Genomic DNA, 25,278 nt, shown 5'->3' on the forward strand with positions numbered 1-25,278 from the left:
GTCTGACAACAGGACGGTATTTTTCGAATTCATCACTTTTAGGGGGAGGTAAGAATGGATCTAAACAAATTGATGTTACGCCCTTGGGAGAGCGGTTTTGAACTGCCGGATACCTTTAATATGGTCAGTTTGTTGTTGGACCGCCATTTAACGGGGGACCGGGCAAAGCGAACGGCGATTATCTTCCAGGATGATGAATTAAGCTATGCGCAGTTGGGGCGCCTGACGAATAAGATCGGCAACGGCCTGCTGAAATTGGGGGTAAAACCCCAAGACCGCGTCATCATTTTGCTCTATGATCAGCCGGAATTCATGGCCCTTTTTCTGGCAGCCATGAAGATCGGCGCAGTGCCCGTTCCCGTTAATGTCTTGGCCACCACCAAGGATCATGAATATTTTATCACCGACAGCCAGGCGTCAACCATTGTCATGGAAGCCGAATTCCAGGACAAACTGTCGGCGTTTTTGGCTGATGCGCCCCATGTCAACAACATCGTGGTACACGGTGGCGCCAAAGGCAGTGCCGTGGATCTGAACGGGCTCATCGAAGACGCCGATGATGGGCTTGACACCTATCCCACGTCCAAGATGGACCACTCCTACTGGCTGTATACATCGGGAACCACCGGCGCCCCCAAGGCCGTCATGCATCTGCACAAGGATTTGGTGTATGCCGTGGAAACCTGGGGGCACCACGTTGTGGATTTCAAGCCCGATGATCGCGTTTTTTGCATGTCCAAACTGTTTTTCTCCTATGGGCTCAACTACTCGCTTTACCTTCCGCTTTACTACGGCGCGTCGATGATCTTGAATCCGGATCGCCCCACACCGGACACTATTTTATCCATTATCGAAAAATGTCGTCCCACGGGACTGTTTTCCGTGCCGACCGCTTACGGTCAAATGCTCAACTATCTGGAAGAAAGCGATGCCAATCCGGACCTGACCTGCCTGCGCTTTTGCATCTCTGCCGGCGAGGCGCTTCCCGGATCACTGTTCAAACGCTGGCGGGATCGATTCGACATTGAGATTTTCGATGGCCTGGGGTCATCCGAGGCCAGCTTCATTTTTATCAGCAACCGTCCTGGAAAGATCAAGGAAAGTGCCAGTGGCACACCACTGCCGGGCTACACCATTGACGTTCGCGACGAGCAGGGAAATCCAGTACCGCCTTGTGAGGTGGGAGAACTATGGATGAAAAGCAACACGATTTTTCATGGCTACTGGAATCAACCGGAAAAGACGGCCGAGACACTGGTCGATGGCTGGATGAAAACCGGGGACATGGGCTATCTGGATGCGGATGGGTTTTTCTTCTTCTCCGCTCGGGCCAATGATACCATGAAAGTATCCGGGATCTGGATGTCTCCGTTGGAAGTCGAAAATGCCTTGCTCAGTCACCCGGCCGTGGCAGAGTGTGCGGTGGTCGGCCACGAGGATGCCATGGGGTTGGTCAAACCCAAGGGATTTGTCACCCTGAAAGGTGGCTATGAACCCAGCGATGCGCTGGTCAAAGAGCTTCAAGTCCACGTCAAGCAAAACCTGGCGCCGCACAAATATCCCCGCCTGATTGAGTTCGTGGATGACCTGCCCAAAACGTCCACCGGCAAGATCCAGCGCTATAAACTGCGTGAAGCGCCGCAGGTTCCCGATACCTGTGATGCGCCTCAGGTATGATGATACCTATTTTATAAAGAAAACGCGGATTCATGCCGCTTAACAATGAATAAAAAATGGCTTAGCGGTTTCGCCCTTAAGCCATTTTTACAACTATGTTATTTCAATTGATAATGTCTTGGACAGTTATCAGGAAAACGCAAGGCTATGTTCTGAGGGATGCAAGGTGATGCAAGTACAGGATCTGATGATATTTTTCGAGGAATGGCAGATGCATGGACGGGGCAATTGGTGCTGAGATGTCGGTATCAGGTCGTGCAGGCGGATGTCGGGTTTAACGGATCAGTAATATACACTTGGTCCCATGATATAAATTCCAGCACCCACAAAATAGTCGGTATCGGGAACACGGTAAATAAAGGTATGCTTGGGCTTGACGACATCCATCCCCGGCACCGGCCAGTTATATTTTGACCATCCTTTTCCTTTTTCGGCGGTCCGTAACATTCCTTTACAAAAGGTTTTCCATCGGTGTCCATAAGGTCTATCAGCGTGTCCCGCTTGGCAAGGTTCGGATCATGAGGATGGGCCAGCATTTTGCCTTTCAGGTTCATCAAAAACACATAGCTGATACCTTTGTTCCATACGAATAGGCCGTCTTTATTTGAGATCTCTTTTACCGCAGCGTCAATTCCGTGGTTCTTGACATATTCGCTGGCCTCTTTGCATTTGGCGATGCATTCGTCACGCGATCCTGCCAGCGCGGGCATTGTAATTGTCATCACAGTAAAAAAGGCTAGATATGCAATAACATATTTTTTCAAACCATCCCTCCATTGATTCCATTAAAATTCTTCGATTAATCATATGCCGAGGAAAAAGAATCCTCTGCCCGATTTGTGATCCGGGTCGTTGCCCATTTCTTCCATCCGGCACTCACCCCCTTTAAAATAGATTGAATTTTCAGCATTATTATCGGCACTCAAGGAACTAACTTTCGAAAAAAAAGCCTTCCTGAGAAGAAGTCTTTTGGGGCATATAATCAATGGTGCGTAATATGCCGTTTACGGCGTGCCCCTATAACAGGCGGGATTACGAATCCATTTTCTCGAGATCTGATGAAAGCTTCCGGACAGATCGGGTGAATTCGGTCTTGAATTTTTTCTCTTCCTGGCCGGAGAATTTGCTAAAGTCAATCAGTTCCAGGGAGCGGACGACGTTCAGCAGGTCCAGAAGATACGATTCTGCAAGGGAACTGCAGGCTGAAATTCTGTCTTCACTGTTTCCGGTTTGGTCGGGCAGGGAAGCTGTGAATTTTTCTGGATCAGCTTGAAAACGATGCTTCAGAACTGCAGTCAAAAGACGGAACAACGCATCCACACGGTTCGTCTGGATCAGGGTGGGGGAATGGAAAAAGGACTGTTTTTCCTCCACGCTTACATCAGCTTGTTCAAGATATAATACCTTTTCAAACCAGTTTACGGTGTAGGCAATGATGTTTTCCTTGGACCACTTATCCTTTTCCCAGGCATGGGCGCGGACAGCCTTTGTGATCTCTTCAATGCAGATTTCATAGGTTTTATAGTTGAAACTGCCCAGTAAGGCACCTTCCTGGAAAATATCGATGCCCAGCCGGTGTGCATATTCTGAAATTTCTGCACACAGGATACGGCTTTCCTTGCCGGGTCTTTGGATGATGATTTTATAAGACGGCTTATCTTTGTCGATTCTTACCAATTCTTCCATGGCATCGGCAGGGGGAATGATCAGAGCGGCTGCAGAAGGGGGCAAAAAGGCGGCCCATAATCCCGGACTTAAATCTATACTGGCCAGGGCTGACTTGAATTTTGGGATGTCCTGCTCTTCCAGAGGGCTGACAGGTGTCAACTTCCCCTGTTCCAGCCGCGGAATGAAAAGGGTCATGATCTCTTCCAGAGCGGCCTGCCAACGGGCACTTCTTGGGTCTCTGTTTTCCTGTTCAATCCATTGCGTTACTTTTGATGTCATCCGGTCCATTGCGCCGTTCCCGTTTTTTTATCTGTTAAAGAATATTATCTAAAGAATATCATCGGACTCGTTCTCATACCATAAACGCGTTCAGTGGACAATTTTTAAATCAGGATGGTCCAGATAGTAAGAGCAACACAGGCAGGGTTCCAACAGGAAAATTCGTTTTTGACTTTTCAAGACTAGTCCTTTATAGCAATAGTACTATTGCTTATTCCTTTGATTTACCCGGAAGTGGACCGGAACTGATATCGCGCAGTTCTTTGAGCCGATGCTGACTTTTTTCAATGCAATTGCCATCGAGCAGTTTGATCCGTTTTCCCGGCAACAGTGGCGGCATGGTGCCCCCAAGATCACGAATAATGGGTTCTACCTGTTCGATGGCATAGCTTACCAATTGGGCCGATGTGGCAGGTTCGATACCATTGAGTTTGTTATAGACCGAGGCGATGGAAACACCGATGTCTTTTTTTAAGTCCTTGTAGGCGGCACTAACCGAGCGGTAGCTCCCTAAAAACACCAAGCCCATGAGATTAAAGACCGAGGAAAACAAAAGATCCTTTGTGTACTGTTCCTCCGCTGTACGGTCGAACAACTCGTTCAGTTGGTCCGGATTCAATACACGTTCCATAAGGCCCCGGGCCATGACGCAAATCGGGCTTTGTTCCACAAACGGCTCGAACACAGAACTCAACATAATGATCCCTCCAAGTATGATTTTCGGCCATGCTTTATCTCAAACCGAGAGAAATGTTAATCATTATTATGAGTTCTATAATCTCATTAGAGAATTCATAGTACTACCTTGAAAGGGCTGGGTTGCAAAATCCAACGTCTCTAATTGGTCTGATCAGTTTTACTCAAAAAAGCGAATGTATTGGACAGATAGATTATGTACTATCAGAAGAACATTGGAACAAAGGTATCATGACTGAATCAGCTAAATCTTTAATTGATTGGATCTTTAACAATATATCCTCAATAAATGAAATACGATCTTGTGGGCTCGTTGAAAATTCTGCTTCTCTAAGGGTGATGCAAAAAACTGGAATGCGTTGTAGAAAAAACGATTACCGTAAAATAGCTAAATTTGGAGAGCAGCCAAAAGAAGTATCATGCTATTTTATTAAAAAAGAGCAGCCGAACACATAAAAAATCGATGCAAGGGACAACTTACAGCTGGCTCCGCCAGCCGCAAGTTGCCCTTGAGTTCGGTCGTTACACACACGAAGGAAACATGATTAAATCTATTTTCATAAAAAGCATAATTCTGTTGCTCTTAATAATAGGCTGCAAAAGTCATCAGGATTATAAACCGGAAAACGGCGATATTATTTTTCAGACCTCACGTTCATCTCAAAGTTTGGCTATTCAGAAAGCAACGAATTCAAAATATAGCCATATGGGGATAATTTATATCCGAGATGGTAAGCCGTTTGTTTATGAAGCTATCGAACCAGTAAAACTTACGCCTCTCAATGATTGGATTTCACGTGGAAGCGGTAAACACTTCACGGTAAAACGCCTTTCAAACGCAAAAAAAGTTCTCACGCCTGATGCAATCAACAAAATGCTGGAGGTCGGAAAAAAATTCGAAGGGAAACATTACGATCTTTATTTCGAGTGGTCTGACGACCGGATATATTGCTCAGAGTTGGTATGGAAAATCTACAAACGTGCGGTAAATCTTGAAGTTGGAAAACTTCAAATTATGGCTGATTTTGATCTTTCAGATCCTTTAGTGCAATCAAAGATACGAGATCGGTTCGGTGATTCTTTGCCTAAAAATGAAACGGTGATATCTCCCTCTTCCATTTTCGAATCACCACTATTGGTAAAGATATATGAAAAGTAAGGATGTGTAACAATGGCTTTCAGTGGATTCGCTACGCTCACGCGCACTGAAGGCAACGTTAGGATTCTTTCAGAAATAGTTGGAGAGATTTTGCGATCGATGGGAATTCAGAAAGGATTTTTTTGTCAGTAGTAATTAGACTCGTCTTGAGATCTTGAGCTAATGCAACAAATTCACAATCATATGCTGAGCATGAACTTTCATTGACTAAAGTAAGAATGTCTATGGAGCTGACTTTAAATTCATTTTCGGCCATTAATATTTCAGCTTCATTCTGGATTTGGATCGCTTGCCCAAATGAAATGAGTTCCTTGCGAATATATAGAGCGAGGACATTTCGAAACTCGCTACGCCAAAGGTAGGGAGCTCCCCATATCGGTTCTTTAGCAACCAATTCCTCAACGAAAGGTGTAAAATCCGTTGGCAGGTAAAGATAAGCGATTATATTTGTATCAACAATTATCATGGCCTGCCTTCTTCGATAGCACGTTTGATTTCATTTGCGTCAATTTTGCTGATATCTATTTTGTTGCGTATCCGCTTTGCTCTTAGCAATTTTTCGCTAATTGTAAGGCGTTGAGGCATTAGAACGGATTCAAGGCAATTGATCATCTCATTGTTAATACTGCGATGATTCAAAGTCGCAACAATTTTTAACTTATTATATAATTCTTGCGGAATGTTCTTTACGGTGATTGACGGCATACGGCGCTCCTTTCTTTAAGAACGGTTGCATTATGGTTGCGAAATGGTTTTTTGTCAAGAAAAATCCTAACCATGCAGAGGAGGGGACGCGATGAAGCTCAGCATTTTTTCTGGTAATATCGTTGGGGCGCCCCTCACCGGCACGTTAGCCAATGAGAATAGCTGTACAACCAATACTTCAGCCAATCTTTACGCGGTTAAAATGAAAAACTACCAACAATTGAAAAGATTTATTCGAGATACTTTGGGTTGCGGTTGCCCGGAAGAAGTATTTAACAAAATAGAATATGAAAAAAGACAAGATAAACCCTGGGAGATACGGATTAATATAGGTGATAGATTACTGGTTTATGTTATTAGTGCGGATTCCGAAAATGATATAGCAAGTAAAATTGCTATAGCGATGGAATCAGGCGTAACAGAGAGGAACGAAAAAAAATTTAATCGCTTTAGACTTGTTTTAGTTACTGCAAACAATCAAGAAATTAGCAATTCTGCTGAAAAAAACTTTTGTGAGTCAAAATTGTATGACGAAAAGACTCATTTTCATCTTGTTACAGAGGATGACATACAAGCATTTGATTATGCATAACAAGCGGCTCCACAAAGGACCGCTCGTACCTCGCAGCCTGTGAGCCGCCGGGGTAAACCGCTGTGTGATGTGTTGTTTGTACCGAGCATGCATGGCACAAAAGATGACAATGGCTATAATCTTACAGATAAACAGATCCTGCCTAAACTTGCTGACGTGTTCGGCAAGCCTTTAATTGGCGGTAATAAGCTTAGTATTCAATACGGGATGTTGTGTGGAATGGCCCAATCTGTTCAGGAACAGGGATTCACTGCGGCTAAAATGCTTCTCAAGGCTATGCAGGGAACTCCCGTCTCCAGTATCCCGATCACCCGAAACCAACTGGGTAAACCAATTATCAATGTCACTGTGATGAAGGCGTTCGGTATCAAACCGAAACCGATTCTCCTCAAAGGGGTCCAGTTGATTGAAAATGCACCATAGCTTTTTGTAAATTCATGTTTTATCAGCAACAGAAAAATTGTCTTTCCATTCGAAAGCGACTCTGTTTTTAGTGTGTTGGATATCGTCAAACACCTAATAAAAAGATCACCGTGGACAAAAAAAGACGGCTTTTCGCTGCAGGCGCCCATAGCGAAAAGCCGTCTGATACCGTAAATGGGGCAGGATTGCTCAAAAGAGGGTTTCAATTATCGATAAAAAACACTGGCTCTTTTCGCTCTTGGCACGCTTTGTTGAGTCGTATGGCGATGTCCATGACCGGGCCGGCCATCATCGTGCGGGCCTTTTCCGGACAGCCTTTGATACAGGCGCAGCACAAAATGCATTTTTCGCGATCAATAGTCGAGCTGTCTTTCGCATCGATCGCATCAACCGGGCACTCCTGCGCGCAAACGCCGCATTGGGTGCACGCATCGCTGACGGCGATAAAATCGCCAGTGATCTTTCTCATCCCCTCTTTATAAGGAAAGTTGCCGGGTACCTTCAGTTCAGAAATCTGGTCGGCAGACGATAACGAAAGCAGTTTGTCTTTAAGCTTTCGCCCAAACGCTTCGGCATGACCCAAATCCTCGCCATCAGGACGCGCAACGGCAATGGGTGTGTCCGGACCGGAGAATGAATGCTCACCAATGAATGCTGCGCCAGCAATTGGTTTGCATCCGCGTTTTTGCAGAGTGTCTTTAAGCTCAAGCAATGCATCGTCATAATCACGATTTCCATAAACAACAACGCAGACCGCCGGTGTATCGCTGGCCTTTATCTCATTCAGCCAGCCTTGCAATACCGCCGGCACTCTTCCGGCATAAACCGGCACGGCCACCATCAGCAGGTCATCTGGCGATGCATGAAGCGTTTGCTTTCTAAGATCGGGTTTGGTGATATCGATGACTTCCGAGCTGCTGTGATCGATCCCGCGTGCGATGCCTTGGATGATCGCTTTGGTTGTCCCCGTGGGGGAAAAATAGGCAATTTTCAGTGATTGTATATCCATCCGTCCTCCTTTAGATTTTTCGTGTTTGCGACTGCGCGTACAGCGGTCTGATCTACAACGACTTTTTTCCCGGATCAACCTTTTTATTGGGCAAAATCTCAAAAAAAACCAATTTGCCCGGTGTGGCTTCCAGAGATGGTAACTGCATTTGGAGTCAAATCAAGTATATCAACGGCCAGCAGTGTTGGTTGGAGTGGCTTTAATAGAAAAATTGAATGCTATATGGTATGAAAATAAATAAGATTGAACAATGCAAAGAGACGAACCCGCCTATCGAGTATAAATTTACTATGCAAAATATGTGGTCCAGAAAGCTCTTTGCTGCCTTACTGAGGCGTTACAACATAAAGCCGTACAGGTATTATCGTCAACGGTATACTACTGTTATGGCTAAAGTTTCTGAAACGTTTGTGGACAAGACCCTATGGCCCCAGTTTCTCGAACTCGATAAGGAACTTACTGCTCACCTAAACGATACCGCTGAGAAAATAATCAATGAACGAATTCCTGAAAAGAGAATGCGAAAACTGGATCAAATCAGTTTGAACGGGTCTGTTTCCCGGATGCATGCAGTTGCCCAATACCCGCCTCCAACGGTTACCCAATGCCGTACTTTTTCATTTTGCGCCACAAGGTGGTGCGCTCCATGCCCAGTTCGCGGGCTGCTTTAAGGCGATGTCCTCCGGTTTTCTCTAGCGCGTCCAGGATGCGCTGGTGTTCCGCGGTGGGGGAGGTCGCCGGAACGATTTGCGCCGGGGGCTTTTTTTTGGCTGGTTTGCCCTGCCTGACGTAATCCGGCAGATGATCGGGATGGATGACCGCTTCCCGGCAGATGATCAGCGCATGTTCCAGGATATTTTCCAATTCGCGTACGTTGCCCGGGTAGTCGTAGTTGAGTAGAACCTGCATGGCTGCCTTGGAAATCGCCGGTGGGGTGACACCGCGGGCCGCGCAAAGGCTGCGAGCAATGTGACGGATTAAAAGGGGCAGGTCGCCCCGGCGGTCTTTGAGCAGCGGCAGCTCAATGCGCATGACATTGAGCCGGTAGTAAAGATCCTCGCGAAACAGTCCCTGGTCGACCAGCGTCCTGAGCTGCCGGTTGGTGGCCGAGATGATGCGCACGTTGACTTTCTGTGTGCGCCGCGAGCCAAGCGGATAGAACTCGCGATCTTCCAGCACGCGCAGCAGCTTGGCTTGCAGGGAAAGGGGCAGGTCGCCGATCTCATCCAGAAAAATGGTGCCGCCCTCGGCATCGGCAAAGCGTCCGGGTTTGTCGCGATCGGCCCCGGTAAAGGCGCCTTTGGCGTAGCCGAAGATTTCCGATTCGATGAGGTTTTCCGGAATGGCCGCACAGTTGACCTTGACAAACGCACCGGTGGTACGGGTGCTGGCCGAATGGATGACCTTGGCCAGCAGATCTTTGCCGGTCCCGGTGGCGCCTTCCACCAGCACGGTGGCGTCGCTGGGGGCCACAACGGATACCATTTCAAAGACTTTTTGCATGGCCGGTTCCTTGCCGATCATATCGTGGAAGGTGTAGCGATTGCTGATGGCCCGGTTAAGTTGGTGCGCCAGGGTCATGTCATGAAAGGTGGCCAGACCGCCAACGATGATATTTTTCTCATTTTTCAAGGCCATATAGGTGGCACGAATGGGAATGGTTACACCGTCCCTGTCGGTCATATGCCCCTTGCGATTCATACGCGCCTTGCCCGTGGCCATTGAGTTTTTGAGCAGGCAGACGTCTTTGGCCTTTTCTCCAGAGAAAATCCTGGCGCAGGACTGACCCAGCACCTGGTGACGGTCGTAGCCGGAAATCGTTTCAGCAGCACAATTGAAAAAATTAATCAGTCCTCCCCGATTGACGGTAAAGATGCCCACATCCAGATTGTCCAGAATAATCTTGAGCCGCCTCTCTTCATAGTGCAGCCGGTCAATCAACTGGGTGATGGGCGAATGGTCCTGCAGGATGGTCATACACCCCACTACTTCTCCTAAAGGATGATAAATGGGGGTTGCCATGCGGGTGATCAGGTGACGCTGATTCTCTTCGTCGGTGACCTCCATGTCCGGACTGTTGTCACTGGTGCCTTCCGGATGGTCGAGAACACAGGCAACCGTGCATGGGACACCGGTGAACACCTCGCGGCAGTCCCGATCAATCACTTCGGGTTCGCGCAGTCCCAAAAGCGCCTGGGCGCTCAGGTTGATGGCCATGATTTGCCGCCGGCTGTCAGCTACAAAAGCACCGATATTCAATTCGTCTAGAACTTCAAGCCAGTGATCACAGCGTACGCCCAACTGGCGGTGGGAAGGTCTGTTGTCCTTTGTCATGCCATCCTCCTATGGTTGCCGGAAGTGCTCATTTTCAGGTCGCTGTTATCAAAGCCGGAGACAGGCAACTTTACATCCAGAAATCAACCGGTGGGCTTTTATTAATGATAATCAACTATGTGTGTATTTCAATGTTCATGACAATTGGCGATTTTCCTTGATCTTGTTTGGTGACGCCGAGGGCAGTGGCAATCGGATCGTAAAGGTGGTCCCCTGACCCGGCTGACTGTCGACGGTCAACCGACCACCATGCCGCTCGATAATGCCATACGTGGTGGAAAGGCCCAGACCGATTCCATATCCTTCCTCCTTAGTGGTAAAAAAAGGCTCGAACAGGTGTCCCATATCCTTTTTGTCAATCCCATGCCCTGTATCGGTTACCGCTACTACCACCGACGGGGGATCTGTTTCCACGGCAGACTTCAGGGTGAGTGTGCCGCCGCCCGGCATGGCGTCGATAGCATTGAAAATCAGATTGAGCAGGCACTGCTGGAGCTGGTTGGCATCCCCAACGATGGTGGGCAGGCCCTCGGTCGTTTCGAGGGCCAGGGTGATGTTGCCCAGTTCCAGGCGATGCCGGGCCAGAACCGTGCTGCGCGCCACGACGTCATCCATGGCAACGGGCTGCATGGAAACCGGGGATTTGCGTGAAAAGGTGAGCAGGCTGGAGACAATTTTCGAGCAGCGATCGGTTTCGGTTTCCACCAGTGCCAGGTAATCGGTGAACTGCTGCTGCGTGTGGGCCGGCAGCGGGCCCTTTTTGAAGGTGCGCAGCATCAATCGGATGTAGTTGAGAATCCCGGCCAGGGGATTGTTGATCTCATGGGCCACGCTGGCCGCCAGGCGTCCCAGGCTCATCATTTTGTCCTGGTGCAAAAGGCGCGCTTGATCGGCCATTTCCTGCTGCAAGCGGTGAATCCGGCGCAGGTCCCGAAAAAAGCAGACCAGCCCGGCGCGGGTACCGTTTTCCATCAACACGCTGGCGGACAGTTGTACCGGCACGGGGTGTCGATGGCGGTCCAAGAGATTGGTTTCATAAAGCATCAATCGATTGCTGCCACCGTGGCCGGGGGCGGCAAGATCCGACTGAAGCGTTTGGTAGTCGTCGGGGTTGAAAAAATGGTCCATGCCAAGCTTGCCGATCACATGAGCGCGATCGACGCCCACCATTTTTTCCATGGAACGGTTGAAGGTGACGACTCGCCCATCCGCGTCGCAGCCGCAAATCCCGTCCATGGAGCTTTCGATCAGCCGATCCTGGTAAGCTACGGTTTCTTCCAATTGCCGGGTGGTGCGGTCGAGGCCCTTTTCCAGGTGGCGGGTGTAATCCTTGATCTGCTGGCGGGTGGTGTAGCGCTGACGGGCCCGCTGGAGGGCCACCATCATGGCATCGGTGTGAATGGGCTTGGTAATGAAATCCGACGCATCCAGTTGCAGGGCGCGGATGGCGGTTTCCATTTCGCCGAAGGCGGTGGCCACGATCACTTCAGTGTCGGCAGAGCGCTGTTTGACGGCTTCGAGTACTTGGAGGCCGTCCATGCCGGGCATGCGGATATCGGTGATGACGATCTGCGGGCCGAACGCTTCAAGGCGGTCCAGCCCCTCGATGCCGTCGGCGGCGGTTTCCACCCGATATCCGTCATCCATGAGTGTCATACTGGTGACCTCGCGGATATCCGGTTCATCATCGATGATCAGGACGGACCATGGGTCGGGGGTGGTCATGGTGGCCTCATTTTCTGCCTGGCTGTGCGACCGGTGGCTGCGTTTGCAGCCAGTTTGTGTATCCTATATGTTTTAAGCAATTGGGCACAGGGACGATTCAGACCCAATATAGAAAATTCAGTGTGGCAGGTCAATGCATTGCCGTTTTGGCCAGCATTTGTAATTTTGGATGTGTTCAGCGGGAATTTCATCGCTCGATAGTAAAAAATGATGATCGATTACGCGCACGCGCACGAGCACGAAAAAACGCCAATGCCTGTCGTGCTCAGCGAAGCGGTGCTCGTAGTCGTAAAGTTCGACATGGCATAATTACAATGGCCGGAATTCCATCCGGCCTTCAGCCTGCGGCCTAAGAACGAATCTTCGGTCCAGCAGGTTGATTGTAGGAGCGGTCCATGGCCGCGACAATGAAATGACCGGTGATTGGATTGCCGTTTTGGCCGGCTCCTAAAAAAAACGCACATGACCAGGCAAGGCCGTTGGGAAAATGTAAGAGCGGTCCATGCCCGCGAAAAATACAAATCGATCCAAATAAGGTTACATTGATTTTGGCGGAAAAAGCGGCGTGCGATTTCCAAGATCACGCTAACGTGAATGTGCCGAAAAGATATGTTTTTTTTAACCTGTGACACCCATCACATTCTATTTTTGAAAAATGTGAAACAAACATGTCATAGGAGGTTTGATAATATTAGGCAGAGGATGGATTTATATCGCTCTACATGGTATTAAAGGATAATCAATGTGCCTCAAATAATTTATCGTTGATCAATAGTACATGCTATTTTTCTAAAAGTCCGCCGTTGGCAAACCTTCCTATCTGGTTCCGTTACTAATTTTTCTTACCAAGGGGTGCACCGCAGACCCAAACAGAATGGGGGTGCATGTTATGCATCCAATTATTGTATTTGTGTCATGCACCGGCTGTCCGCCGGATTTTATGGCCGATCAACGAATAGCCCACAAGGCCTCGTGGATCCGCACGGCTCCTGGCGCCTCCGCCATGGACACCATTGGTCAACATCAACCCGATCTCGTCGTCGTGCACAGCGGCACGGAATCGGAGTCAGGCGTGTTGAGTACCATTGGCCAAATCAAAAGCCGTTTTTCTTCAACTCCCGTGTTTCTGGTGGCACCAAAAAGCAGCGAATCGCTGGCCATCGGCGCCTTGAAAGCCGGTGTCGACGACTACTTTAAATATCCCCTTTGTGAAAAGGATCTATTGGCAAGCATTCAACAACAGTTATGCACGCACGACGGCTGTAAATCGATAGCAGTATCCGAAGGACAATTTTCCGATAAGTTGGTTGGGAAAAGCAGAACCATGGAAGAACTGAAAGATCTTCTGGATCGGGTCTCTATTGTCGATAGCACGGTGCTGATTACCGGAGAAACCGGCACGGGAAAGGAACTGGCGGCAAGTATTATCCATGAAAACAGTGCTCGTGGCCGAAAGCCCATGATCAGCGTCAACTGTGCCGCACTGCCCGATAGTCTTGTCGAAAGTGAATTGTTCGGCTACCAGCGCGGTGCGTTTACCGGTGCGGTGGATACGACCCGCGGCCGGTTTGAACTGGCCCAGGGGGGAACTGTTTTTTTGGATGAGATCGGCGATATGACGCCCTTTGCCCAGGCTAAAATTCTGAAGGTCATTGAAGATAGAGAGGTCTCTCCACTGGGCGGCGCACATCCCGTCGCTTTGGATTTCAGGTTGATCGCCGCTACCAACCGGCAACCGGAAAGCATCATCGAAGAAGGCGCATTCAGAGACGATCTATTCTATCGGCTCAATGTCGCGAGAATTCACATGCCTAGCATACGAGAGCACCGGGAGGATATTCCACTGTTGGTGGATCATTGCATCAGGAAACTCAACCGGAAATTCAACCGGGATGTTCAGGGCCTGAGTAAGGACGCCATCGATTTGCTGTATCGCTACGACTGGCCCGGGAACGTCCGGGAACTGATCAATGTACTCGAAGGCGCATACGTGAACATGCCGCTGGGAAATATCGATTTTGCCGATCTGCCGGCCTACTTCAAAAATAAATTGATCAAGCACCAGCATGCACCGGTGAATGAGCGCAAACAAATCATATCGGCCCTGCTGGAAACCAATTGGAATAAGACTACCGCCGCCAAAAAACTCAACTGGTCGCGCATGACCCTGTATCGGAAGATCTCCAGGTACCAGATCGTTGAGAAGCGTTCTCATCGTCAGGTGTAACATTGTAACACCTGCCTGTAACATGCTCCTGTGACTGTCATCCGCTCTGCTCAGCCATTTTGAAAATACATTAAATCTGATGATATTTCGCCTCCATTTGTTAAAATTCACCAAAGATTTCTCACCGCTGAGCTATTACTCTTTATCCGGTTTCGATGCTCTACTGTAACAGGCGCGACAGGCGAAAAAGAGGCAAGCCAAATAATCGATTGTTTGATATGTGCGATAATTGAATAATTTCAATTGGATAAGAAAAGTAAAGGTTTGCTTGGCATCATGGCGCTCAAATTGCTTTGAGTACCAGTATAAGCCGCGAACTCAAGTGGCCCAATCTATGGTGGAATATGGAGCCGTACATGCGAGATCAGCACAACTGCCGCGAACCCGAAGCCAGATGGGCCAATCAGTTCAAGACAGGCTTTCGAGAACATGTGATCGAACTGGTCTTTTATCAGAAAACGAATACTGCTGAACAGCGAATTCTCACGAGGATCATTGCCAGCCCCGACGATGCCAAGGAACTGCTACTGAACCTGTCTGGAACCATCGAAAAATATGAAGCGAAGTTCGGGCCGCTCAATGCGAGCGGGGTGGAGCGAACCAGCCCGGATACTCAATGACGACGTTTTTGGTTTGATGCCTACAAAAAATAGAACGGGAATTTACTCTGACACCTAATTTGTCAGTATTTGATTCCTGAGGGTTATCGCTATCAATCAACCAAGAGGAGGATGCTTCATGCCTGTCGCAACTACTTATCCGGGCGTGTATATTGAGGAGATCCCTAGCGGCGTACGTACGATTACAGGTGTTGCCACGTCGATCACCGCATTTTTGGGAAGAACCATCATGGGACCCGCCAATGAACCGGTGACGATTAATAGCTTTGGTGATTTCGAACGCCAGTTTGGTGGGCTTGGTGTCAATTATCCCTTAAGCTATGCCGTGCGCGATTTTTATCTCAACGGCGGCAGCCAGGCCATTATTGTCAGGCTTTACAACGATTCAGATACAAACGGCGATGCCAATGCCAGTTTGACGGTTGACGATCTGGCGTTGACCGCCGCATCTCCTGGACAGTGGGGCAAGAAACTGCGTGCAACCATCGACGTTGAAGTTTCAGATGAAATACGAACACGTTTGGGGCTAAGTGACACCGATGCCCTTTTTAACCTGACTATCCGGTTGGGGAGTAGTGTTGAAAAATTTCTGAATTTGACCGTCACGGACAACGCCGGCCGTGTCGACAGGGTACTTAAGGCCAGATCGAGCCTGGTGGCGTGGAAAGGTGCCTGGCCCAGTGCGGTGCCGGCGATGGGCAAAGTAGCTACGGCACGGGGCAGGCTTAAGGACCTGAACGATGCACTGAATGCCATAGCTGTCGATGATGCAGCCGTTACTGCGGCCAGAGAAGCCTACGAGACCGCCAAACAGGACCTGGACGACGACGCGACCAAGGCTGAAATACAGCTGGCCGCGGCATTGGCGGCTGTACCCCGGGTGGCAGACGACATTGCGGCGGCGCAAGAGGCCCTGTTAGAAGCCGAAGGGGCTATGGGGGGCTCTGATGGTAAAGCGCTCGACCAGCCCGTTTACGAAGGCAGCAAGGAAGACAAAACCGGCATTTACGCATTGGACAAAGCCGATCTGTTCAACCTGCTGTGCATTCCGCCGGACACCCGTGGCGGTGATATCCCGCCGGTCGTCTATCAGACCGCCATGGCCTATTGCGTGGCGCGGCGCGCGATGCTGCTTGTCGATTCGCCCGCCGCCTGGACTGCAAACAAAGATACAGCGGCCGCCAGCGCCAAAAAAGGGCTTTCCGCTCTCGGGTTGTCGGGGGAGGCGGCACGCAACGCCGCGCTCTACTTCCCCCGCGTACTTGAGACCGATCCGCTCCGCGACGGGCAAATCGAAGCCTTTGTCCCCTGCGGCATCATCGCCGGAATCATGGCGCGCACCGATACCGCGCGGGGGGTATGGAAAGCACCGGCTGGGCTGGATGCCGCGATCATCGGCATTCAGGGTCTTAACGTCCCCCTCAACGATGCCGAAAACGGCATGCTCAACCCTCTCGGCATCAACTGCATGCGCGTCTTTCCGGTTAACGGCCGCGTCGTCTGGGGAGCGCGTACGTTGCGGGGGGCGGATCAGTTGGCTGATGAGTATAAGTACGTTCCGGTCCGGCGGCTTGCGCTTTATATCGAGGAAAGTCTTTATCGCGGCATTCAGTGGGTGGTTTTCGAACCCAATGATGAGCCGCTTTGGTCACAGATTCGACTAAACGTCGGGGCATTCATGCACAACCTCTTTCGACAGGGGGCCTTCCAGGGAACGACTCAGCAGGACGCCTACTTCGTCAAATGCGATAAGGAGACGACAACCCAAAATGACATCAATCTCGGGATCGTAAATATCGTCGTCGGCTTTGCGCCACTCAAACCGGCGGAATTCGTTATCATCAAGATTCAGCAGATAGCTGGACAGATCCAAACTTAAGGAGTGAATTATGGCCCAATTCACAGTTAATACAGAACGTTTTGACCCTTATAAGAATTTTAAATTCAGGGTGAAGTGGGATGGCAAATACGTGGCCGGTGTGAGCAAGGTCAGCGCCCTGAAACGCACTACGGAGGTTGTGGAACACCGTGAGGGCGGCGATCCCAGCAGCAGCCGACGGTCACCGGGGCGTACGAAGTACGAACCCATTACATTGGAGAGAGGGGTGACCCACGACAAGGAATTTGAAATTTGGGCAAACAAGGTTTGGAACTATGGTTCCGGACTCGGATCCGAGGTCTCTCTCAAGGATTTCCGGAAACCCATCATCATCGAGATGTACAACGAGGCCGGTCAGCTTGCCATTGCCTATAAGGTTTTCCGCTGCTGGGTATCCGAGTACCAGGCGTTGCCCGATCTGGATGCGAATGCAAATGCCGTCGCCATCCAGACCATCAAACTCGAAAACGAGGGTTGGGAACGGGATTATGTCGTTTCAGAACCGACCGAGCCCACTTTCGATGAACCTTCACCGACGTAATTCGCTATGCATGATCCTACTGAACTAAGACTATTGGATGCTTGGGAAAAGGGGCTTTTACAGCAGGCCGTGAATCGTGCGCTCAGTCTTCTGAAAGTCGGTTACCCTGAGCAGTCAATGAAGACACTGGCAGGGATAACCATCGGCGAGCGGGATGCCCGGCTCTTAATGCTCCGCCAGGCTTTATTTGGATTCCGCATGACCAGCACAACGAAGTGTCCGGCCTGTTCAGAACGGCTGGAGTGGGAGTCAAATGTGAGCGATCTGCTCGTCCGCCAGGTAGACCCCCCTCCAGACTGTGCTTCCGGTGCTTCTCAAAGGGCAGCAGATCTCCTTGAGATTACAGTGGAAAAATATCGCATCAAGTGCCGTCTGCCCAATAGCGATGACCTGTTTTTCTCAGCCGGGCAGACCGATGCCAGGGTGATGCGCAAGCAGTTGATAGAACGTTGCCTGATTGAAGCAACCACGGAAGACGGCGAATCCATGTCTTTTGATCAACTTTCAGAGACCGCGCTGCAGGCTGTGGTTGAGGAGATGGAAACCGCCGATCCCCAGGCGAATCTCCAGATCGATCTTAGCTGCCCCGCTTGCGGGCATTGCTGGGCGGTCGTCTTCGATATTGTTTCCTATTTATGGGCTGAAATCGATGCCTGGGCCCAGCGCATGCTGCGGACCGTGCATCTATTGGCAAAGCGCTACGGCTGGCGGGAAGCGGATATTCTGGCGATGAGTCCGATGCGCAGGCAAATTTATCTGGAAATGGCAAGACAATGATGGATTTTTTAGACTCGCTCATCGATCGACACAGGAATGCACCACCCCGGATCACACCGCGTATTCCTTCGATTTACGAGCCGGAGAACTCTTATTTAAGGGTGGCGCATACTGAGGTCGATGGCCCGATCGGGATGGACGAAACGGCCGTTATGGCGCCCATGGCACCGTTGAAAAAAAATGCAAGAGTACCCGTCGAGCCAACCCATCCCGAATTGCCGGCCTTTCCAGACGCACCGATCCTATCGCCGGCTGTCGCTGAATCGAGGCCGGCCAACCCGGCCCCAGGCGTTGTTTCACCAGCCGTGGAAGAAGAACCGCAACCTACATGGGCGCAGCCTGAGAAGGTACCGTTGTTTCCTTTTGCAACCCAAACAGCGGATGCCGGCCAGGCCGGATCGTCAAATCATGAACCTGCTGTTCCCATCATTGGCGATACCCCCCCAAAGCGCGAAACAGCCCACGACGAACCCGCATCTTTGTATCGTGAGCCAAGGTCGAATAATCGTCCTGTCGATGCTAAGGCCCATACCGGGAATACTCAGCATGTCGATATGGCTGATCGAGATCAGTCCCTGATTCAACTCTGCGATGAAACGAAACCGGTCTGCTCCGGGACCGGACCCCCATCGGCTGTCCGGGTCACCCCTCTCACAGTCAACGTGAGCCATGTGCAGCCGGACGCGCACATAAGTCGGCAAACATCTCACTCAAGGGTAAAGGTGGGCGATCAAGCTTTCCTCAAGGAAGATCGTGCCGCATCTTTACTTTCTCCTCTTGAGACGGAACATACGGCTATTCAGGAACGGCATTCAAAGGGATGTGACCACGACAGACCCGGTTATGCGGATCAGGATGGGGGAATTTTAAAACCGCCTGCCGTCCGGATCACACCGGCCATTCCCAGTGCGCCCCAACCAAGGCCACCAGCACCCGAGCCGGAGCCGGTCATCAATGTCACCATCGGCCGTGTCGAGGTGCGGGCCATGGCCCAGGCAGCGTCAAAACGTCCCCAGCCCAGGCGGCCGGCACCCATGAGTCTGGATGATTATCTCGAACGGCGAAATGGAGGCGCACGATGAGCAACGCCCTGGCCATCGCCACGGTGACCACCGCATTGGCCCAGATCGTACGGACCGCGGCCCAGTCCATGGTGGCTGGCAGCGATGTGGTGACGGGGCCTCCGGATCCCAGCGGCAGCCCGGCAAACCGCATTCACCTGTTTCTCTATCAGGTGTCGCCCAACGGAGCCATGCGCAACAACGATCTGCCCATGCGTTCAGCCGACGGCAAACTGGTCATGCGTCCCACGGCGGCGATTAACCTGCATTATCTGCTGGCCTTTTACGGCAGTGGCAGCGATCTGGAAACCCAACGCATGCTCGGGGCTGTTGTCCGGGATCTGCACGCCAAACCGCTGCTTACGCGCACGGTGATCCAGGATGCGATCAGCAGCCAGACCTTTCTGACCGATTCGAACCTGGCCGACGCAGTGGAGCAGGTGAAATTCAGCCCCCTGGCAGTCTCTCTGGAAGAGATGGCCAAGCTCTGGTCGGTTTTCTTTCAGACGCCCTACGCCCTCTCCCTGGCCTACGAGGCCGCGGTGGTCCTGATCGAAAGCGAATTGCAGACGCAGCCGGCCTTGCCGGTGCTGAAGCGGGGCGATACCGATCAAGGGGTGGATACCCTGCTGGGCCCCTTTGCGGTTCTTGAAAAGGCCTACTTTGGCATGGATCAGGATCCGATTCTGAGGCCGCGTCCAATCTCGCTGCCCGCCGCCCGACTGGGCCTGGCCGTGATCTTGGGCGGCCGCAACTTGAGCGGGGAGGGGGGGCTCCTGCGCTTTCGGCATTCCAGGCTGGACGTGAGCCATGAGCTGTCGCCGGAACCCGCCGATGTTTCCGCCAAGGAGCTCAAAATCCGGTTGCCCGAGCCCGGTTCAGGGACCAGCCAGACCGACTGGGCACCGGGAGTATACACGGTGACCGTGGTGCAGAACCGGCCGGGAACCGACCGCGAATGCACCAGCAATGCTCTGCCCATCCCCCTGTCGCCCATCATCACCGCCATTGAGCCGGGAACCACCATCGCGCGGGATGACGACGGCGCGGCCACCCTGACCATTACCTGTCGGCCGCGGGTGCGTGCGGAGCAGCGGACCGTTCTGCTGGTGGCCGGCCGGGAGATCACGGGCACGATCGATGATGATGATCCGGATAAAATCGTATTTGTCATGGAGGATGCAGAAGCCGTAACCGACGCAATCATCCGTCTGCGGGTGGACGGCATCGAGAGTATGCCTTTCAGCCGGGAGGACGCGCCGCCGCCCCCACATTTTGTGTTTGACCCCAACCAGCGGGTGAGCATCACATGAACGATCTGACCAAATGGCAGACCAACAACGACCGGTATCTGGTGGCGGCCATGGCCTGGCTGCGCCTCGGCCTGAGTCGGCTCGCGAATGGCTCGGCTTCCGATCAGCCGCCGGAGAACAGGAAAACCGAGCCGCCGGCGCCTTTGGTCGATGAAACGCCCAGAGGCTGGTTCGGGATGCGCAAACACACGGCAAACAAACCTGCGCCAGCGGCCGAAAAAGCCCCTGACAATGCCCTGGCAACAGCCGCCGCGGCCATGGCGGAGGCTGCCAAGGCCGAACCGCCGCCGGCCATGATCATTCTCGGACGCTGTCTGGGGCTTTCCACCTTCGAGCAACAGATTCTGCTGCTGTGCGCGGCCATGGAACTCGACACCCGTATCCCGGCCCTCTGCGCCCAGGCCCAGGCGCACCCGAACCGGGCCTATCCCACTTTCGCCCTGGCTCTGGCACTTTTCGACGATCCGGCCTGGGACGCCCTTTCCGCCGACCGGCCCTTACGTTATTGGCGCCTGATCGAGATCAACCAGCCGGGCGCCACACCGCTGACCGCCAGCGCCCTGCGCGCCGACGAACGCATCGTCAACTACCTGAAAGGGCTCAACACGCTGGATGACCGGCTGTCGCCCCTGGTCGATTCTCTTTTCAGGGATGTGGTCGACAGGCCAGTTCTTCCTCCGTCCCAGGAACAACAGGCCCTCGAGATAACGAACCGGTTGCAGGCCTGGGTCAGTGACGGCCGTGCGTCCATCATCGAGCTGTTGGGCCGGGACGGTGAGAGCAAGCGGGCCGTGGCCCGGAGAGCGGCCATTGACCTTGGGCTCCATCTTTATCGTCTTGACCCGGCGGTCCTACCCGCCCAGTGGGCCGACGTCGAGGCGTTCAGTCGGCTGTGGCAGCGGGAGTGCCGGCTGATGCCCCTGGCCCTTTATGTGGACATGGGGGCCGTTATCGGCTCCGGTCCCGGTGAAACCCAGGCGGCGGCGATTGCAAGATTTATCGACCGCGCCCGGGGCGTCTTTTTCCTCGATGTAGCGGAATCCAATCGGATCACTGTTCACCCGGCGGTTTCGGTCCAGGTCCACAAACCAACGCCCCAGGAGCAGCGGTCCCTCTGGCTGCAGGCCTTGGGGGCGGAGGCGGATGCGCTTGCCGGACGGCTGGCCGCCCAGTTCAACATGAATCCACAGGAGATCGGAAAGATCGCCGCCGCCATTACCGTCGAGGAAGAATCGGACGTCAGCCGGGATGAACGCCTGTGGAACGCCTGCCTATCGGCTTCCCGGCCAAAGCTGGACCGGCTGGCGGAGCGGATCGACGCCAAGGCCACCTGGGAAGACATCGTGCTGCCGGCCCAGGAGCGGACGCTGCTCGGCCAGATCGCCCAGCAGGTCCGGCAGCGCAGCCGGGTCTATGAGGATTGGGGGTTCAGTCGCAAAATGAACCGCGGCCTGGGCATCAGCGCTCTTTTCTCAGGGGAAAGCGGCACGGGCAAGACCATGGCCGCCGAGGTCATCGCCAATGAACTGAAACTGCATCTCTACCGCATCGACCTCTCCGCGGTGGTCAACAAGTACATCGGCGAAACCGAGAAGAACCTGCGCCGGGTGTTCGATGCCGCGGAGGACAGCGGGGCGATCCTGTTTTTCGACGAGGCCGACGCCCTTTTCGGCAAGCGCAGCGAAGTCAAGGACAGCCACGACCGCTACGCCAACATCGAGATCAATTACCTGTTGCAGCGCATGGAGGCCTACCGCGGGCTGGCCATCCTGGCCACCAACATGAAGCGCGCCCTGGATGCCGCGTTCATGCGCCGCCTGCGCTTTATCGTGAATTTCCCGTTTCCGGGGCTCAAGGAACGCAAACGCATCTGGCAGAACGTGTTTCCCAAGACGGACGCGTCGTGTGGCCTTTGCGGCGTCCCGGTCGACGGGCTGAACTGTGATCAGTTGGCCAAACTCAATCTGACCGGCGGCAGTATTCATAATATTGCCCTGAACGCCGCATTTCTGGCGGCTCGGACCGGTGCAGCGGTAACCATGGAGGTTGTTCACGATGCTGCCAGAACCGAGTTCCGTAAACTGGAAAAACCCATCAACGAGGCGGATTTCCGTTTGCTGCAATCCGTGGGGAGCAGGGCATGACCATCACCATTCAACAGGAGCAGGAACATGGCTAAAAAAGACAAGCAAAAGGATCTGGGGAACTATCTGTGGCGTGCCGGTGAGCGCGTTGCCGTGTTGCAGGTGCCGGACCGGTTTACAGTACGGCTGAATCGGGGGGTTGCCAAGGAGAAGGTAGCAGCCGACTACCATGCGACCCACCGGAAGGGGCTGCGCCGGCAGAATCTGCAGGAGTACTCGGTGGATGTGGAACAGCGGGATGCGGTCATGGACCGGGTGCGGCAAGGCGGGGATGTGGCCTTCGCATCGCACGTCTACGCACCGGCCGAAGACCCGCTGGCCAAACTTTACCTGACCGATGAAATCACGGTGCAGTTCAAACCGGAAGTCTCCGACGACGACATAGAAAAGATCACAACCAAACTCGGGCTGAAACTGGTCCGTGAAATCCGTGACGTGGCGCGCGCCTTTATCTTCCGGGTCGGCCCGCAGGCTGCCGAGAACCCGATCAAGATCGCCAACCGCCTGGCCCAGAACGACAAGGTGCTGCTCAGCGAGCCGAACATGGCCGTGGCTTCCAAAAGCCACTACACGCCGACCGATACCTTATTCGCCGAACAGTGGCATCTCTTTCATACCGGCGGGCCCTGGCTCGATGCGGCCAGCCACATCGACGCGGTACATGCCTGGGATATCACCCGCGGAGAACGATCGGTGGTCGTTGCCGTAGCCGACGACTCCTGCGACCTCTACCATACCGATTTTGAAGGGGCGGGCAAGATCGTTGCCCCGCGGGATTTTGGCGGGCAGGATTTCGACCCAATGCCCGAGCTGTGGGACGACAATCACGGCACGGCCTGTTGCGGCGTTGCCGTGGCAGAGGAAAACGGTACCGGTGTCGTGGGGGTCGCGCCGGGTTGCGCCCTCATGCCGATCCGTACCAGCGGGATGATTGACGACAACAGCATCGAAGACCTGTGCGACTGGGTCGTCGACCATGGCGCCGGCGTTCTGTCCTGCAGCTGGGGCGTGGCAACGAATTACTTCAGCCTGTCCCTGCGCATGCAAAGCGCCCTGCACCGGCTGGCCACCATGGGGCGCGGCGGAAAAGGCTGCGTGGTGGTTTTTGCCGCCGGCAATGAAAACCGTCCCATCGATGGCACGGTCAACGAGACCGGCTGGCCCAACAACCAGCCCAGCGGCCCGACCCGCTGGCTGGCCGGTTTCGCCGCCCATGATGATGTCATCGCCGTGGCCGCCTGCAGCAGTATGGCGACCAAGGCCGCTTACAGCAACTGGGGACCGGAAGTTTCGGTCTGCGCACCCAGTAACAACGTCGGACCTGGGACCTATCCGCGCGTGACGACCGACGTAAACGGGCGTGGCATTGTTACCACGGACCGCGTCGGACCCAGCGGCTACTCCAGCACCGATTACACCCGGGATTTCGGTGGCACCTCGAGCGCCTGCCCGACGGTGGCCGGCGTCGCCGCCCTGGTTCTCTCGGCCAATCCAAACCTAACGGCCGTCGATGTTCGGGACATCCTGCAATCCACCGCCGACAAGATCGTGGACAACAATCCCGATCCGCAGTTGGGCAACCGTTTCGGTACCTACGATGCCAACGGCCACTCCCAGTGGTTCGGCTTTGGGCGGGTCAACGCATTTCAAGCCGTGACCGAAGCGCGAAGGCGATTGCAGGGGGCCGTCGGGCAAACGGTGCGTCAATCTTCATCTCCGGCACTGGCTATTCCCGACTACGACACCAACGGCGTTCGCGATACCCTGCGCATCAACGATACCGGCAGCCTGGCAGGAATCAACGTGGACGTGGACATCAGCCATACCTACATCGGCGATCTGCGCCTTACCCTGATCGCGCCGTCGGGCCGGCAGGTCGTTCTTCACGAGCGCAACGGCGGCTCGGCCGACAATATCCGGCAACGATACAATGCCGCCACCACGCCCGGCCTTTCCGATCTGGCCGGGGAGTCGATTCAAGGCGACTGGGTGCTGTGGGTGCAGGACCTGGCGCCGGCTGACAAAGGCACGCTGAACCGCTGGGAGGTCGAAATCGCTATGCGGGCCGCAACGGTAATCGAAGTTCAGGAAACACCCGGCATACAGATCCCCGACAACGATCCCACCGGTATCGAACGTACCCTGGCCGTCTCGGAAAGCGGACAGGTTCAGGATCTTGAGGTGTCCGTGGATATCACCCACACCTACATCGGTGATCTGACCGTCACCCTGGTGTCGCCGGCCGACACGCCGGTGGTGCTGCACAACCGCACCGGCGGCTCACAGGACAACCTCGTGCGCAGCTACAGGTTTGCCGACACGCCGGCCCTTCAGGCCCTGCGCGGCCAGTCGGTGCTAGGCGCCTGGAAACTGCAGGTGGCTGATCTGGCAGGGGTGGACAAGGGCAAACTAAATGGCTGGGGAATGAAGATAAGCCGGTGAGGAAAAG

22 protein-coding genes are annotated in these 25,278 nt (G+C 53.0%); 14 read left to right on the forward strand and 8 right to left on the reverse strand.

Annotated features, from left to right (window positions below; translation table 11 throughout):
- The first annotated feature begins 54 nt into the window (after positions 1 to 54).
- Positions 55 to 1,677, forward strand: a complete 1,623-nt coding sequence (locus Dvar_RS11250) for a benzoate-CoA ligase family protein (RefSeq protein ID WP_419661792.1) — start codon at positions 55 to 57, stop codon at positions 1,675 to 1,677.
- 282 nt (positions 1,678 to 1,959) lie between these two features.
- Here the strand turns inward: Dvar_RS11250 and Dvar_RS11255 are convergent, their stop codons facing one another.
- The 3 genes from Dvar_RS11255 to Dvar_RS11265 form a co-directional block, all read right to left on the reverse strand.
- Entirely contained in the window at positions 1,960 to 2,124 is a 165-nt protein-coding gene (locus Dvar_RS11255; RefSeq protein WP_419661793.1) for a cache domain-containing protein, read from the reverse strand.
- A 585-nt stretch (positions 2,125 to 2,709) separates the two neighbouring features.
- On the reverse strand, positions 2,710 to 3,624 hold the full coding sequence (locus Dvar_RS11260; RefSeq protein ID WP_419661794.1) for a hypothetical protein: 915 nt from the start codon (positions 3,622 to 3,624) through the stop codon (positions 2,710 to 2,712).
- 211 nt (positions 3,625 to 3,835) lie between these two features.
- Entirely contained in the window at positions 3,836 to 4,321 is a 486-nt protein-coding gene (locus Dvar_RS11265; protein WP_419661795.1) for a hypothetical protein, read from the reverse strand.
- Positions 4,322 to 4,443: 122 nt separating this feature from the next.
- Between Dvar_RS11265 and Dvar_RS11270 the strand changes: the two genes are divergently transcribed.
- Both Dvar_RS11270 and Dvar_RS11275 read left to right on the forward strand, forming a co-directional pair.
- Positions 4,444 to 4,776, forward strand: a complete 333-nt coding sequence (locus tag Dvar_RS11270; RefSeq protein ID WP_419661796.1) for a GNAT family N-acetyltransferase — start codon at positions 4,444 to 4,446, stop codon at positions 4,774 to 4,776.
- On the forward strand, positions 4,715 to 5,479 hold the full coding sequence (locus Dvar_RS11275; RefSeq protein WP_419661797.1) for a YiiX family permuted papain-like enzyme: 765 nt from the start codon (positions 4,715 to 4,717) through the stop codon (positions 5,477 to 5,479). The genes Dvar_RS11270 and Dvar_RS11275 overlap by 62 nt, the downstream gene beginning before the upstream one ends.
- Before the next feature lie 58 nt (positions 5,480 to 5,537).
- Here Dvar_RS11275 and Dvar_RS11280 read toward each other — a convergent pair whose 3' ends face one another.
- Positions 5,538 to 5,945, reverse strand: a complete 408-nt coding sequence (locus Dvar_RS11280; protein ID WP_419661798.1) for a type II toxin-antitoxin system VapC family toxin — start codon at positions 5,943 to 5,945, stop codon at positions 5,538 to 5,540.
- Positions 5,942 to 6,184, reverse strand: coding sequence for a FitA-like ribbon-helix-helix domain-containing protein (locus tag Dvar_RS11285; RefSeq protein WP_419661799.1), 243 nt, complete (start codon positions 6,182 to 6,184; stop codon positions 5,942 to 5,944). The genes Dvar_RS11280 and Dvar_RS11285 overlap by 4 nt, the downstream gene beginning before the upstream one ends.
- 91 nt (positions 6,185 to 6,275) lie before the next feature.
- Between Dvar_RS11285 and Dvar_RS11290 the strand changes: the two genes are divergently transcribed.
- On the forward strand, positions 6,276 to 6,776 hold the full coding sequence (locus Dvar_RS11290; RefSeq protein WP_419661800.1) for a hypothetical protein: 501 nt from the start codon (positions 6,276 to 6,278) through the stop codon (positions 6,774 to 6,776).
- Between the two features lie 87 nt (positions 6,777 to 6,863).
- Positions 6,864 to 7,199 (forward strand): ABC transporter substrate binding protein, encoded by a 336-nt coding sequence (locus Dvar_RS11295; RefSeq protein ID WP_419661801.1) that lies wholly within the window; start codon positions 6,864 to 6,866, stop codon positions 7,197 to 7,199.
- 202 nt (positions 7,200 to 7,401) lie between these two features.
- Here the strand turns inward: Dvar_RS11295 and Dvar_RS11300 are convergent, their stop codons facing one another.
- The 3 genes from Dvar_RS11300 to Dvar_RS11310 form a co-directional block, all read right to left on the reverse strand.
- Entirely contained in the window at positions 7,402 to 8,208 is an 807-nt protein-coding gene (locus Dvar_RS11300; RefSeq protein ID WP_419661802.1) for an EFR1 family ferrodoxin, read from the reverse strand.
- Between the two features lie 597 nt (positions 8,209 to 8,805).
- Entirely contained in the window at positions 8,806 to 10,542 is a 1,737-nt protein-coding gene (locus tag Dvar_RS11305; RefSeq protein ID WP_419661803.1) for a sigma 54-interacting transcriptional regulator, read from the reverse strand.
- Between the two features lie 135 nt (positions 10,543 to 10,677).
- On the reverse strand, positions 10,678 to 12,267 hold the full coding sequence (locus Dvar_RS11310) for a response regulator (RefSeq protein ID WP_419661804.1): 1,590 nt from the start codon (positions 12,265 to 12,267) through the stop codon (positions 10,678 to 10,680).
- An 889-nt stretch (positions 12,268 to 13,156) separates the two neighbouring features.
- Here Dvar_RS11310 and Dvar_RS11315 point away from each other — a divergent pair.
- From Dvar_RS11315 to Dvar_RS11355, 9 genes are all read left to right on the forward strand, one after another.
- Complete coding sequence (locus tag Dvar_RS11315; RefSeq protein ID WP_419661805.1) at positions 13,157 to 14,494, forward strand: sigma 54-interacting transcriptional regulator; 1,338 nt, start codon at positions 13,157 to 13,159, stop codon at positions 14,492 to 14,494.
- 356 nt (positions 14,495 to 14,850) lie between these two features.
- Positions 14,851 to 15,114, forward strand: coding sequence for a DUF3467 domain-containing protein (locus tag Dvar_RS11320; protein ID WP_419661806.1), 264 nt, complete (start codon positions 14,851 to 14,853; stop codon positions 15,112 to 15,114).
- A gap of 118 nt (positions 15,115 to 15,232) precedes the next feature.
- Positions 15,233 to 16,993, forward strand: a complete 1,761-nt coding sequence (locus tag Dvar_RS11325; RefSeq protein ID WP_419661807.1) for a phage tail sheath family protein — start codon at positions 15,233 to 15,235, stop codon at positions 16,991 to 16,993.
- Between the two features lie 10 nt (positions 16,994 to 17,003).
- Positions 17,004 to 17,534, forward strand: a complete 531-nt coding sequence (locus Dvar_RS11330; protein ID WP_419661808.1) for a phage tail protein — start codon at positions 17,004 to 17,006, stop codon at positions 17,532 to 17,534.
- Positions 17,535 to 17,540: 6 nt separating this feature from the next.
- The gene (locus Dvar_RS11335) at positions 17,541 to 18,311 is read left to right on the forward strand and encodes a hypothetical protein (RefSeq protein WP_419661810.1); all 771 of its coding nucleotides are present in this window, start codon (positions 17,541 to 17,543) and stop codon (positions 18,309 to 18,311) included.
- Positions 18,308 to 19,393, forward strand: coding sequence for a hypothetical protein (locus Dvar_RS11340; protein WP_419661811.1), 1,086 nt, complete (start codon positions 18,308 to 18,310; stop codon positions 19,391 to 19,393). The genes Dvar_RS11335 and Dvar_RS11340 overlap by 4 nt, the downstream gene beginning before the upstream one ends.
- Positions 19,390 to 20,685, forward strand: coding sequence for a DUF4255 domain-containing protein (locus Dvar_RS11345; RefSeq protein ID WP_419661812.1), 1,296 nt, complete (start codon positions 19,390 to 19,392; stop codon positions 20,683 to 20,685). The genes Dvar_RS11340 and Dvar_RS11345 overlap by 4 nt, the downstream gene beginning before the upstream one ends.
- Positions 20,682 to 22,829 carry an ATP-binding protein gene (locus tag Dvar_RS11350; protein WP_419661813.1) on the forward strand — a complete coding sequence of 716 codons (2,148 nt, stop codon included), beginning with the start codon at positions 20,682 to 20,684 and terminating at the stop codon, positions 22,827 to 22,829. Before Dvar_RS11345 ends, Dvar_RS11350 begins: the two co-directional genes overlap by 4 nt.
- A gap of 27 nt (positions 22,830 to 22,856) precedes the next feature.
- On the forward strand, positions 22,857 to 25,271 hold the full coding sequence (locus tag Dvar_RS11355) for a S8 family serine peptidase (protein ID WP_419661814.1): 2,415 nt from the start codon (positions 22,857 to 22,859) through the stop codon (positions 25,269 to 25,271).
- Positions 25,272 to 25,278: the final 7 nt, after the last annotated feature.

This window comes from Desulfosarcina variabilis str. Montpellier (assembly GCF_048565275.1).
Lineage (GTDB): Bacteria > Desulfobacterota > Desulfobacteria > Desulfobacterales > Desulfosarcinaceae > Desulfosarcina > Desulfosarcina variabilis.